This is a genomic window from Bifidobacterium sp. ESL0732, from assembly GCF_029395535.1.
In the GTDB taxonomy this organism is placed as follows: domain Bacteria; phylum Actinomycetota; class Actinomycetes; order Actinomycetales; family Bifidobacteriaceae; genus Bifidobacterium.
On the sequence record NZ_CP113920.1, the window covers coordinates 218,619 to 232,541 of the forward strand.

Sequence of the window (13,923 nt, forward strand, 5' to 3'; positions counted from 1 at the left end):
CTCTGGGTTTATCGCGAAGACGGTAATCGTTTTGTTGTCGGACGATTCGTTTTTTCTCATTATGTATATCGTTTGATTTTAAATGTCAGTATTTTGTATGTCTTACAAATTAAGGTAATACCTATTATTTCGGCGAAATTGCTAAAATGTCCCAAAATAAGGGCAAACGATTGACGACAAATAACGGCAATCCTTCGCGTTATTACAATTCTATAGTTATTATCGCGATAGAGCGCAAAGTGCGTTCAGCGATACTTCCGACGATGCGGTCGGCGGTATCAGCCCGAAGCGAGGTGGCTTATGAGAATAGGTTCAATGCCAGGCAAACGCGGTTCCGAAAGACTGCGTTCGAAAAAAGGGAAGCTGGTGGCGGTTTTTGCCGCGGCGGCCACATTGCTTTCGATGGTGCTGGTAAGCCCGTCGATGACAATGGCAACGCCGGTAAGTGGAGGTAAAGGCGTTTCCGCGAAAACCCTGTCGACGCAAGGTGTCGGCACAAGGGGAAGCGATGCCACTTTCGTTTCGGTAGGACCGTCGACCGACGGCACGACCTACTATGTTGACAGCACCAACGGCAGTGACGCCAACGACGGCAAGAGCGCCGAACACGCGTGGAAAAATCTGACCCAGGTTTCGGCGCAAACCTATGCCCCCGGCGACCACATCCTTCTGGAGTCCGGCAGCACGTGGAACGGCCAGACGCTCATGCCCAAAGGCAACGGTGTGGACGGCAAACCCATCGTCGTGGATCTCTATACGCGTGGTGAGGGTGGCGCGGCCACTTACACCGCTTCGAAACGGCCTGTGATCAATGGCAACGGTACTGAGAACGTCTTGGGTACCTTCAAGCGCTACATTTCCGGCGCCGTGCAGCTGACCAATCAGGAATACTGGTCCATCCGCGATCTCGAGGTGACCAACACCCCGGAGCTCTCCAATCCGAAGGGCTTCAAGAAACCCGGAGACAAGCAACGAGCGGGTATCCTGCTGCTGGGCTACGGCCTCAACCGCAACCTCAACGGCGTGACCGTTGAGAACGATTACGTGCACGATGTGCAGTCCGAGTACTACCTCAAAGCGGACCATGATCGCCTGCCGATGAAACTCAAGCACAGCGGCGGCATCATTGCGCTCGGCTACTGGATTAACCCCGATGGCAATGCCGTCAACAGCGCCAACCCTGTGGCCGACACCGGATTCAGCCACTTGACCATGCAGAACAACATCGTTCAGCGTGTCGGTCTCGAAGGCCTGCGCACCAAGGCCGAAAGCGGTACCGGGTCCTATCCGAAGCTCTTCACCGACGTGACCATCAAGAACAATTATCTTGAAGACATCGCCGGCGACGCCATCGTGATGTCCGAAGTCGGCGACAATGGTCTGATCGAAGGCAATATCGTCGTCCATGCCTGCGCTGCCGATTATGGTACGCAGAATTACGCGGCCCTGTGGGTGATGGCCAGCCATAATGTGCTCGCCCAATACAACGAGGTCTACGGCAACAAATACGGCTACAACGACGCCGAGGCGTTCGACATCGACATGCAATCGAGCAACGTGACCTACCAATACAACTACAGCCACGGCAATGGTGGCGGTTTCATGCTTTTGATGAGCGACCAGGCCAATTCGACGGTGCGATACAACATCTCGGCCAACGACGGCGGCGGCAACCAGGGCACGAATGCGGACGGGTCGGGCGCGGGCGGTTCTCCCTACACCTACAAGGAACAGAGCCTCTTCCATTATTGGATCAAGGACGACGGTCCGGCTATGCCCAATATCTATAACAACACGTTCTACGTCGGTGATGGGGTGACCACCTCCCTGTTCGGTGAGGGCAACAGCAGTGACAACAGCGGCGCCATCGCCCACTTTAACAACAATGTCGTCGCCAAGGCCGGTGCAGGCAAGGTGAAGTTCCTTTCGAACTATCCGTCTAATGGCAGCGCCCCCACGGAACGCAGCCTGCACGCCGATGCCGCGTCCTATCTGAACCATAACCTCTTCTCGACCGCCGACATCGCCAGCGCGGCCAGCGGCACCACCGTTTCGGGACTGCAGGGCACGGGCAACGTCTTCGGCGATCCGAAGCTCGCCATCGAAACCCAGCCCAACGGCGTGGGTGAGTTGGACGGCCAGATCAACACCGTGCTCGACAACCCGGCAACCAGTCTGCCGTGGGGCAATCCAAAGGAACGCCTGCGCCAGCGCGCATCTCTGTTCAAGATTGCCGCCGACAGCCCTGCCGTGGCCAAAGGCCAGAAGCAGGATGGCATGCCGAGCGAAGATCTCTTCGGCGGTAGTACGGTTGATCGCGGCATCGATATCGGTGCCCACCAGGTCTCCGATCACGAGATCCGCACGGATTACACGCCCGAAGCCGTCAATGTTTCAACGCCGGCCGGCGTCTATCCGCAGTTGCCGCAGTCCATCAATGTCACCATCAAGGAAACGGTCGATGGAACCACCACCCAGCGTACGGAAAAACATGCGGTCAAGTGGGATTACGTCAAGCAGGATGATTACGGCAGCGCTGGAACCGTCAACGTTTCCGGAGCGATTGACGGCATCACTGCTGTGAAGGCCAGCGCCACGGTGACGGTGACCGGCACGTTGGGGTCTGGGGCGAATGTGCAAAGTGCATTCGTCGATACGGCGGATGCCTCCGTTCAGCGTGACATCGCTGACACCGCCATGGCGGCACAGGCTGGTAGCGGCACGGCGGTCAGCAGCCCCAAGTCGCCGTTTGGTAGGAATTATTCAAACAATCTGATCCTGCGTTTGAAGAATGCTTCCTTGGCAGGCTACAATCGGAGGTTCTATGTGAAGTTCGACCCGTCCGCCTACGCAGGACGGCCGGACGAGATCAAGAACGCGAAGCTGCGTGTATATGTCAACCAGTTCAACCTTAACAACAGTGCCGGCTCCACGCCTGATGAACAGCTGCGCAACACCGCATTCCGTGTGGATGCCTATGCCACTGATGCGAATTGGGATGCGAACGCCGTGACGTGGAACAACGGTCCCGGCAATGCCGACGTCACTGCGGCCAATCACCAACCGCTGGGGGCGGGCGAAAATATTCCCACCTACAACACCCTCAAACCGGCGGGTAGCCGGGTGGTGACCAACGGCGAAATCATCGACAACCAATACGCGTTGGATATCGACGTGACGCAGTATGTGCGCAGCCTTGGCTCGATGAAGCCAGTGAGTTTCCTGGTGGACGTCCCCATGAGCGATACCACGAACTTCAACCGTGACAACGCCGGATTTGATGCTTTCTCCGCCGCGGGGGCGCAACGGGCGTTCATCGATTATACAGCCGGGACGTTCAAGCTTCCCGATTCGATGAAGGGCTTTACGATGAGTGCCACGGCGCTTGCGCCCAAGCTGCTCGTCTCCGACTCCTATATATCATCAGTCAAGCCAGTCGAAGCCACCATCAAGCCCGGCGAGGTGCCGACCTTGCCGAACCAGGTACACGTCACGTATTCTGACGGCAGGAATATGGACGTGCCGGTGACATGGCCGACGTTCGATGTGCAGAGCTTCACCGCAGACGGTGACTTCACGGTCAGCGCGGATGTGCCGCAGATCGGCAGGCCGGTGGCCGCGACGATTCATGTCAAATCCGATGCCATCACCTCGCTCGACCCGCTACCTACGCTCGATAAGCCGGTGGGGCTAGGTCGTACGCAGCTTGGTATGCCGAGCACCATCGTCGCGCATCTTGCCAGCGGTGGGCAGGTCACCCTCAACATTCCCGGTTGGGACGATGACCCGACCAACTACACCGATCAGAGCGCTCCGGGAACCTATCGTTTCCCGGGCTCGCTGGTGCTGCCGCTCGGTGTATCGAATCCCGAAAACCTCAAGCCGAGGCAGGAGGTGCGCACACATCCGCTGCCGGTGGCGATTAGGCTGGCGTTGCCGACTGGCTCCACCGGGCCGATCGTGGCCGGTAAGCAGGCTTCGGTGAAGCTCGCGCTGAATGTAGCCGGAAAAGCGCCGTATACCCAGGCCGACGACTGGGGCAAGGCGGTACACTGGTCGCTGACACGCGTTGGCGCGACCCCCGCTCCTGCTCCTTCTCCGGAGTCGGAATCGGTTTCGGCGCAGGGCGGGACGCCTGGCGAGCCGACGATCGACCAGTCTGGCACAATTACCATCCCCTCTGATGCCGAAACCGCAGAATACGAGGTATCGGCCACAAGCGAGCAGGTTCCGGGGCTGTCCGGTTCGCTTCGTATCAGCGTGCAATCGCTGAGCGACTACGAGCAGTCACACCCCAGCGATGGGCAAACGCCTACTCCGCCGTCCGGTGGCTCTGGTCCTGGAGCTTCAGCTCCCGGTCCCGGCTCGCAACTGCCTGGTTCCCCGTCGCCTCTGCCTGGCGGCCCGGGAGCAATGTCCGGTGCAGGCAAGGCCCTCGCGAATGCCAACGGTGCAAGCCTGAGCGAAACGGGTGCCAATGTCAGCGCGGTGATTGCGGTGGCCGCGATGGCTGGCATTCTGTCCCTTGCGCTCGTTGCTGCGGTCATGTTGCGGCGTAGATTCGTTCGGTGAGCGTGCAATGACATTGTGCGAATAATCCGGACAAAGTACGCAAAGTAACTTGCGGCATCTTCTTGCAAGTCGAATCGAATGATCCGATTGCGGGAGGGTGCCGCAAGTTTTATATTCGCTTTTTATCCCGTGGCCCCTTTGCTTAGGGAAAGTATCGTTGCGGGAGAGGCGATCCTCACGTTCGAGCGGACGATCCAGTGCTGCAAATTTTAGAAACGATTTATCTGATGTTTGTCTTAAAAAGACCAAACGAACCTTTATGCGGCTACGAAATGGAATGTTCAGTTCTATGCTGCTAGCTGATTTTAGACGTTTTGCTTTGGAGCAACGGTGAGCGCGAACAATTCGCCGTCAGAACAACGAAGAGTGTGATTATATTACCTAACACTGTTCAGTTTCGTTGATATTGGGCGTCTATAAGGCATTGGCTGAAAATGCAACAAAAGTAATAAAATTACTAATGATGGTGTATAACAAGCATCGCATTTAATGGGTTTGCACCCCCGAATTTCCAACCGATAGTCTGCTGCGGAAAAGAAATTCAGGCCGTGAAATCTCTAATTACGCGACGAAGTCGAGTAGAGGCCTCTCTTACTTCCATTCAAGCCCGTGCAAGGAACGGATGGTGCGGATGCGTTCGGCGTTGTTGCGCGGTTCGTCGCACATCGTGGCGTACCAGCGCGGATTGGTCAGCTTGTCATCGACGTCCACAATGGTCGCAACTTCCGGTCCGAACTGGAAATGAGTGTGGGCAATTAGGCCACCGTTTTCGCGCTCGGTGCGTTCCGGCATAGGTTCCATCATCATTAGCCAGCGGAATGGCCAGTCGGTATTGGCTTGTGCTGATCCGGTTTCGCTCGCAGGATTCACAATTGTCGGCTCCACCGCTCGCAGTAGCAGGTTGGGTTTGCCTTCCAACCCCTTGGCTACGGTGTGGTCCGGTGCGTAACGGGCCGATCCGAGGTTTTGCCCATCGGCGGCAAACCAGGTGATTTCGATGCTGTTGGTTCCGTCCGTACTGGGTCGGATTTCCCAATTGCCAAGCTTTGATGCATTTCCGTTCATGGCTGTGGCGTTCAGCGGCTTCCAGAACGCGCGCGGGTCGGGGCCGAACGCCTTGGCGAACCGCGCAGGAATGGTGCCGTTCGCAATCGCAGATTCCACTTCCTGCCATGCCTGTGTGAGCACGGGGTCGTCGGAATCGAGCCACAGCTCGAAATTTTCCCAGCGCCCCTGCCAGTCGGAAATCTTGAGTTCCATTTGGTTATCCTTTCGTTATAATCCGAGCCGAACGACTCGGTCGCAGCTTGATGCCGCAAGTTCATCGTCGTGAGTGATGACCAGCACGCATTTGCCGAGATCGGTAAGCCGACGCAGCATGTTGCCCACCTGTTCCATGTGAAACCGGTCAAGCCCGCTGGTCGGCTCATCCAGCACGATGAATTCCTTGCCTGAGAGCATGGCGGAGGCGATGGCGACGCGCTGCTTCTGCCCGCCGGAAAGGCTCATCGGGTGGCGCTCGTCAAGATTTTCAAGCCCCAGCAAGGCAAGCACATCATCACAGTTCTCGGGTTCGCCTGCGCTGAGCAGCACCTCTTCGCGCACGCTATCGGAGAAGAGCTGGTAGTTGACGTCCTGCATCACCAGAAAGCTATGTTGGTTGAGTTCACGTCTTTTGGCAGCATGCCCGCTCCATTGCACCGTGCCGGAAAGTGGCTTGACCAGCCCGCACAATGTCTTGGCCAGCGTTGATTTCCCGCATCCGTTGTGACCCATCAGTGCGACACTTTCCCCGGCTCGCAGCGTGAGATTTTCGATGTGTGCCACGGGTCGGTTGCGCCGATAGCCGATGGTCAGGTCGTGCACCGAGATAAGAGCTTTGTCGAAATCGTCTTTGTCGGTGGATTCGGCGTTGTCATTGGCGCTGTCGATGTATTGTGTTTTCTTGGTGACTTCAACTTGGTATGGTTTCAGGTCCAGAGTGCGCAAGCCCAATTGTGCCAGTTGTTGATCGCTGAATCGTTGAAATTCTGCTGATTTCCAGCTATTGGTGACATGTCCGTCTTCAATCAGAATATAGCGATCCGCAAGATCGCGCGACCACGCGAGGCGGTGTTCGGCGATGACGATGGTGACGCCAAGCCGCTTTATAGCCGTGATCATGTCGCGCAGTTGCGCAATCGCAGTGTCGTCAAGGTTGCTCGTCGGTTCGTCCAAGACCAAGACTTGCGGTTTCAGCATACAGGCCGCCGCGAAAGCGATACGTTGTTTCTCGCCTCCGGAAAGCTCGAAAATACTGTGTCCAAGCAGGTGTTGCAAGTCGAATGCGTTTGCAATTTTATCGATGCGCATCTTGATTTCGCTCGGTTCCATACCGTTGTTTTCGCATGGAAAGGCGAGTTCGGCGGTGGTGTCGGTATTGAAATATTGTGTTTTCGGGTTCTGGAAAACGCTGCCTATCAACGGTACGTAGGCCTCGATGGGCGTCTTGCCCGCCTCACATCCCGCGACGTTCGCCAAACCCGCGAAAGCCCCGGCGAAGTAGGTAGGGGAAAGGCCGTTGAGCAGTCTGGTGAGTGTGGTCTTGCCGCAGCCCGATTGTCCGCAAAGCATCACGCATTCGCCCGGCGCAACGCGGCAAGTGGCTGAACGCAGCGAATCACTGTCGGCACCTTGATAGCGGAAGGAGGCATCGCGTACGTTAATGATCGGGGTGGCGCTATCGTTGTCATCGATATATAAAGTATCGGTTCCTTCGTTCGTTTCGTTCACCATAAGCCTCCCACGGACGTGCACAAAAGCAGTGTGCAAACGGCCATATAGTACCAATCAAGAGGCCGCAAACCGATTTGCACCACGCTCGTGTGCGTCCCAGGCAGGCTGATGCCCTTGGTCAGTGCTGCCACCGTAAGGTCTTGGGTCACTTCCGTGCTATTCATCAGCAGAGGAACTAGTATATATTCCAGCGAGCGCATCGGATGTCGCAGCAGGCCAAGCCAGCCGGAAGCAATGCCGCGCAAAGTCATGGCCGCGCGGATTTGGCGGTAATCCTCGCGCACGGTGGGGAAGAACCGAATCATCACCATGAACGTGATGATGATTGATTCCGGCGTGTGCATCTTCCGCAGTGCGCAGACCATTTCGCCGATCGAGGTGGTGGTGAAGGTGTAGGCGCCTGCGACCAGGCAGGGATACATGACCCGCAACCCGACCACGATCATCGCAATGAACGAGAATGCGACTCCGGAAGCTACGGGAAGCAGCGTGGTGACGGCCAGCATCGCCGCATAGATAAGCGTGAGCCGTACGCCCGTTCGCCATTGCTTGTGCTGTCCCGACAAAAAGAAAGGCAGCAGCAACAGTGCCGTGATGCTCGCTTCGATGGCGACGTGGACGTGGAAAAACAGCAACAGGCTCGAGAGGAGCAGCAGATACAGTTTTGTCCGCGGGTCTAGCCGAAAACCTGTCTTTCGCCCTGTCGGTTGGGTTGCGGCAGAACTGGTTTGCTCGAGTTGTGCAACCGCTTTGTCGCTTCTGGCACTTTTGATAGTCATGGTCATGGTCGTCACGCTGTTGGCTGGCCGGGCCTCCATCAGATGATGCCTGCTTTCTTGAAGTGCTTGCGCATCAGCCATTGCCCAAAGATGCCACCGAGGATGGCGCAGATAAGAATGGCCACCATGGTGATGGCGAAGCTGGTCATGTTGATGTTGGTGAATATCGCGTTTATGTAATGCGTGCTTTTGCCACGAGCCCGTAAGTTGGCCACGTAGGCGTCCTTCATAAAGTAGAGCGGCAGCGACGGGCCGGTGTCGCCATAGCAGAAGATGACGTAGCTTACGAGCAGGCCGATTTTGCTTTTGTAATGGCCGGCGAGTCCGATGAGGTCAGCTATCAATGAGCAGATGACGAAGGGGATGAACGAAAGCGGGAAATGCCCCGAGATGAAGAAGAAAATGCCCATCACGCAACCCATGATGGTGATGGCGCCGAATTTCTGGACCCGGGCGACCAGAAGCATATAGACGCTGCCGGCGATAAGGGCGGCAACGGCAGGCGCGATGCTTGAAAGACCGGGGATGAGGATGCCAGAGACCATCACGGCGATGAATACCAGAATGAAATAAAGCGCGGTGAATACGCCGATGGAAACGAAGTCGGGGATGGTCAGGCGCTTGAGATGCGACACTGCGTCGTTTTTCATCGGGGCCGCGGTCTGGTAATTTGCGGGCATTGCCGCCGGCGCAGCATCGCCAGACGTTCCTGTCGTTTTTGCACTTGTGCTTAGTATCGTAGCCGCATCGGGAGTTGTCGTTGCGTCCGCCATCGTGGTTTGTTCGGTTACTCGGGAAGCTGCCGTATTTGGTGTCGTTTCTGCGGCTTGTCGGGTGGTTTCGCCGTCCGAATCGTTGGTGTTCATGCTCAATCTTTCGTTGATATTGTGCACGTTGTGTGCATTTCGTCAATGCAGTGAGCATGTTTCGCAGAGTAACTGCGCTTATGGGACGTCTCTTCATCAAGCAAGTGCGCCATGCCACTATCCGAAAATGCTAGCGGAGAATCGCAAAATATGGAAGAGTTTTTGAGATTTTTTTCTGAGGTTTGTCGCGACCTTTGTGATGAGGTGGCAGGTAAATTCCCTCTTTATGAGACTGGCCGACTCTCCTTTACGAGACTGCATGCCAGTGGAATGGGAGCGATTCAGAGCTCTTGAAATCGTTGGAGTTACGCAATATTAGAGATTTCGTGCCGAGTTGCTATTTCAGCAGATAATCTTTAGCTGATACGAACCGACCGTTGGGTGTACGGTAGCTGATGTTTCCGCGATAGACTACCTGGCGCTGTTCAATTGGGATATCGAGGTCGCGGCCGACTGTTTTCAGATGGCGGAAGAAATCGTCTTTTGGTGTGATGCCGGACTTGATTTCGATGAGTTGTGGCTTCAACGAATCGGTCATGTCCATCAGGTCGACCTCCACGCCGTTGGAATCACGGTAGAAATAGAGCCGGGATTCACTGTTCGTGTTGAACCCGCGTTTGAGCGTCTCTTCGACGATGAGGTTTTCAAATACGGCTCCGCGTTTGGGGTGGCGGATTAGTTCGTCAACGCTGCGAATACCGAGCAGGTAGCACAGCAGACCCGTGTCGTAGAAATAAAGTTTTGGTGTCTTCGTAAGCCGCTTGCGTGCGTTCGAGAAATATGGCGGCAGCAGAAACACGATATAACTGGCTGCGAGGATATTCAGCCATCCCTTCGCAGTGTTCAACGATATTTGTGATTCCCTGGAGAGATGGGTCGTGTTCAGTAGTTCTCCGGAACTTTGTGCACAAAGTTGCAAGAACGTTTCGAATGATGAAAAATCACGGATATTGGAAAGCGTACTCACGTCGCGGCGGACGTATGTTGACAGATAGCTTGAATAGAACGTCCCTTCAGGCACGTCTGTTTCGTAAAGGTGCGGATACCCGCCTCGGAAGGTGAATTCATCGACGCTCGGAACGCTCGGAATCCCTTGGACTTCTTTGTAGCTGAGCGGCAGTAACTCCAGAATCCCCACTCTGCCGGCCAATGATTCCGTGATGTTTTTGTTCATCAGGAAGTTCTGCGATCCGGAAATCAAATATTGTCCGGTCTCGTGACGTTCGTCTGAGACTGCTTGCATTTCTGGAAACAAATCAGGCGCGTATTGCATCTCGTCGATGAACGAGTGAACTGGTTGGGTGACCATAAACCCTTCAGGGTCGGTATTGGCTGAATCCCGTAAGCGTCCGAGTTCGAGATTGAGGTAGGTGTAGTCAGGAAATGCGTTGCGGAGCAAGGTTGATTTTCCTGATTGGCGCGGTCCCATAACAGAGACGATGGGGAACCAGGTTGCCATTTTCTTGGCTTCTTCAGTGAGCAATCGAGGAATCATAGTCGCGCTTTCTTATGATGATTTGTCAATTCGAATTATGCAAATCTGTCAGTTCAGGTTATGATAATCTGTCAATTCGAATTATGCAAATCTGTCAGTTCAGGTTATGATAATCTGTCAATTCGAATTATGCAAATCTGTCAGTTCAAGTTATGCAGATTGTCAATTAAGGATTATGCAATCTGTCGGTTGATGATAATCGCATACGGTGTGTGCGTCTCAAAATCGTTGGTATTCCGCCATGTCAAAGACTTTTGGCAGGGCTTTTTCGCGTTCCGGCTTGGAGTGTTTGTGCGTGTTGGGTTACGTTGAAATTGCCGAAACGGTTGCCGGCGGCTCAGACGAGAGCATTCGTTCGATATCGCAAGAAACGGGAGTGATTGAAGTACTCTTGAATGAACGCATGGCAGTGAAGCGTTTGTAGGACGAGAAAGATGGAAAGGCATAGCGATGGCGGTCGAGATGCAGTTGGGTGGTCAGATCCGTGACCATCGCGAGGCAATGGGCTTGTCGCAGGATGATCTGGCTGGCAAGATCTTCGTCTCCCGCCAGACGGTTTCGAATTGGGAGACCGGCCGTACCTACCCCGACGTGCAGAACCTCCTGCTTCTGGGCAATCTTTTCGGCATCACACTGGACGAACTGGTCAAAGGAGATGTGGAAAAGATGAACGAAGAAATCAAGCGCAACGGCACACGCATACTGACGCTGTTCATTGTGGGGTGTGTGTTTATCGCGGCGGGGCTCGTGATGACGGTGCTGATGGTCTTCAAAGGCCAAGGCCCTGCCCAGGCATGGCGATGGTTCGCGCCCATTAGCATGGTGCTCTATTTGTGCGGCCTTATTGCGGTCGGCTGGTGCTACAAGTTGCAACGCGATATCGATGTGCTGACCTATAAGGAGCTGCGCCAATATCTGGCGGGGGATGAGGTCGACCGTTCGTCGCGCAAGGGCAAGCCGCTAAGTACCAAGCAGATTGTTGTCATTGCGATTATTTGCGCTTTCGTCGGCGCCGTAATGGGTCTGTTCTCGTACAAGTTTCTATGATTGCGCACTCGCACTAACTCTTGGCTGCTAAAGATAATATGTAGGTATTCACGTCTTTCTTTTGGTAACCATGGGTTAGTGTAAGTTAATCTTTGCCAATAAGGAGAAATAATTCGTGATTTGACGGCTTGCGCGAGAATAGTCAACGTCGACCAAGATTTTTATTCAAAATCATTTTATGCCTTATAAGTTATCAAAGCCTTGAAATTTCAGCGTTTTACAGCTATAGAATCCCTGATTTCAAAAAGTTGAGCCAAAAAGACTCAAGTTTTTTGGGGAAATCGGGAATATAATTTGAGATTAAAAGTTGAGTGTAGTAGGCTCAGGTTTTGGAACATGTAACAGGTGCGAACCTGGATGCGGGCCGCGAGCGACGAAACGAACGTCGTGCAACGGCACCGGACCCGAGCGAACAGATGTGAAACGTAACGAATATAAGGAGAAACGAATATGGGACGTGCAGTAGGTATTGATCTTGGTACCACAAACTCTTGCATCGCAACGCTTGAAGGCGGCGAGCCCACGGTCATCGTGAACGCCGAGGGCGCTCGCACCACCCCGTCGGTGGTCGCGTTCAGCAAGTCCGGCGAGATTCTCGTAGGCGAGGTCGCCAAGCGTCAGGCTGTAACCAACGTCGACCGCACCATCAGCTCGGTCAAGCGCCACATGGGCACTGACTGGTCGGTGGACATCGACGGCAAGAAGTGGACTCCGCAGGAGATTTCCGCACAGATTCTTATGAAGTTGAAGAGGGACGCCGAGGCGTACCTGGGCGAGCCGGTGACCGACGCGGTCATCACCTGCCCTGCATACTTCAACGATGCACAGCGTCAGGCCACCAAGGACGCCGGCAAGATCGCAGGCCTCAACGTGCTGCGTATCATCAACGAGCCGACGGCTGCGGCACTGGCTTACGGCCTTGAAAAGGGTAAGGAAGACGAACGCATCCTGGTCTTCGACCTCGGCGGCGGCACCTTCGATGTGTCTCTGCTGGAGATCGGCAAGGATGAGGACGGCTTCTCCACCATTCAGGTGCAGGCCACGAACGGCGACAACAAGCTCGGCGGCGACGATTGGGATCAGAAGATCATCGATTGGCTCGTCAGCGAGGTCAAGAACAAGTACGGCGTCGATCTGTCCAAGGACAAGATCGCCCTGCAGCGCTTGAAGGAAGCCGCGGAACAGGCCAAGAAGGAACTTTCCAGCTCCACCGAAACCAACATTTCGATGCAATATCTGGCCATGACCCCCGACGGAACGCCTGTCCACCTCGACGAGACGCTGACCCGCGCCCACTTCGAGGAAATGACTTCCGACCTGCTCGGCCGTTGCCGTACGCCGTTCAACAACGTGTTGCACGATGCGAACATTTCGGTTTCCGACATTGACCATGTGGTCCTCGTCGGTGGCTCGACTCGTATGCCCGCTGTCAAGGAGCTCGTCAAGGAACTCACCGGTGGCAAGGCCGCGAACCAGTCCGTCAACCCGGATGAGGTCGTGGCGATTGGCGCTGCGGTGCAGTCCGGCGTCATCAAGGGTGACCGCAAGGACGTCCTGTTGATCGACGTCACCCCGCTTTCCCTTGGTATTGAGACCAAGGGTGGCATCATGACCAAGCTCATCGACCGCAACACCGCCATCCCGACCAAGCGTAGCGAAGTCTTCTCGACCGCTGAGGACAATCAGCCTTCCGTGCTGATTCAGGTCTATCAGGGTGAGCGTGAGTTCGCCCGCGACAACAAGCCGCTGGGCACCTTCGAGCTGACCGGCATCGCTCCGGCTCCTCGTGGCGTCCCGCAGATCGAGGTCACCTTCGACATCGACGCGAACGGCATCGTGCACGTGTCCGCTAAGGACAAGGGCACCGGCAAGGAACAGTCCATGACCATTACCGGCGGATCCGCTCTGCCTAAGGACGAGATCGACCGCATGGTCAAGGAAGCCGAAGCCCACGAGGCCGACGACAAGAAGCGCAAGGAAGACGCCGAGACCCGCAACACCGCCGAATCCTTCGCCTATCAGATGGAGAAGATGGTCAACGACAACAAGGACAAGCTCTCCGATGATGTCGTCAAGGAAGTCACGGCCGATGTCAACGACCTGAAGGAAGCCCTGAAGGGTGAGGACATCGACAAGATCAAGTCCGCACAGGAGAAGCTGACCACTTCCTCGCAGAAGATCGGTCAGGCGCTCTATGCACAGCAGGGTGCTGAAGGTGCCGCGGGTGCCGGTGCTGCTGGTGCGGCAGGCGCAGGCTCCAGCTCGTCCTCGTCCGATGACGACGACGTGGTTGACGCCGAAGTCGTTGACGACGATGACGACAAGAAGGACAACAAGTAATTATGTCCGGGTTCGATAAGGACGACTATCTGAAGGATCTGCCGGATCC

Annotated in this window: 8 protein-coding genes; 3 read left to right on the forward strand and 5 right to left on the reverse strand. The window is 55.3% G+C overall.

Going from position 1 to position 13,923, the window contains the following annotated elements; translation table 11 throughout:
- Positions 1-300: 300 nt before the first annotated feature.
- Positions 301-4,572 carry an Ig-like domain-containing protein gene (locus OZX70_RS00650; RefSeq protein ID WP_277181128.1) on the forward strand — a complete coding sequence of 1,424 codons (4,272 nt, stop codon included), beginning with the start codon at positions 301-303 and terminating at the stop codon, positions 4,570-4,572.
- A gap of 591 nt (positions 4,573-5,163) precedes the next feature.
- Here OZX70_RS00650 and OZX70_RS00655 read toward each other — a convergent pair.
- The 5 genes from OZX70_RS00655 to OZX70_RS00675 form a co-directional block, all read right to left on the reverse strand.
- Entirely contained in the window at positions 5,164-5,832 is a 669-nt protein-coding gene (locus tag OZX70_RS00655) for a hypothetical protein (protein WP_277181130.1), read from the reverse strand.
- 15 nt (positions 5,833-5,847) lie between these two features.
- Positions 5,848-7,347 carry an energy-coupling factor ABC transporter ATP-binding protein gene (locus OZX70_RS00660; protein WP_277181133.1) on the reverse strand — a complete coding sequence of 500 codons (1,500 nt, stop codon included), beginning with the start codon at positions 7,345-7,347 and terminating at the stop codon, positions 5,848-5,850.
- A complete protein-coding gene (locus OZX70_RS00665; protein ID WP_277181134.1) occupies positions 7,341-8,207 on the reverse strand; it encodes an energy-coupling factor transporter transmembrane component T in 867 nt (288 codons plus the stop codon). The genes OZX70_RS00660 and OZX70_RS00665 overlap by 7 nt, the downstream gene beginning before the upstream one ends.
- The gene (locus tag OZX70_RS00670; RefSeq protein ID WP_277181136.1) at positions 8,165-8,992 is read right to left on the reverse strand and encodes an MptD family putative ECF transporter S component; all 828 of its coding nucleotides are present in this window, start codon (positions 8,990-8,992) and stop codon (positions 8,165-8,167) included. Before OZX70_RS00670 ends, OZX70_RS00665 begins: the two co-directional genes overlap by 43 nt.
- Before the next feature lie 337 nt (positions 8,993-9,329).
- Entirely contained in the window at positions 9,330-10,487 is a 1,158-nt protein-coding gene (locus OZX70_RS00675) for an ATP-binding protein (RefSeq protein WP_277181138.1), read from the reverse strand.
- Positions 10,488-10,937: 450 nt separating this feature from the next.
- Here OZX70_RS00675 and OZX70_RS00680 point away from each other — a divergent pair, with 450 nt between their 5' ends.
- Both OZX70_RS00680 and dnaK read left to right on the forward strand, forming a co-directional pair.
- Positions 10,938-11,534, forward strand: a complete 597-nt coding sequence (locus OZX70_RS00680) for a helix-turn-helix transcriptional regulator (RefSeq protein WP_277181140.1) — start codon at positions 10,938-10,940, stop codon at positions 11,532-11,534.
- Positions 11,535-11,984: 450 nt separating this feature from the next.
- Complete coding sequence (gene dnaK, locus OZX70_RS00685; protein WP_277181143.1) at positions 11,985-13,874, forward strand: molecular chaperone DnaK; 1,890 nt, start codon at positions 11,985-11,987, stop codon at positions 13,872-13,874.
- Positions 13,875-13,923 lie beyond the last annotated feature (49 nt).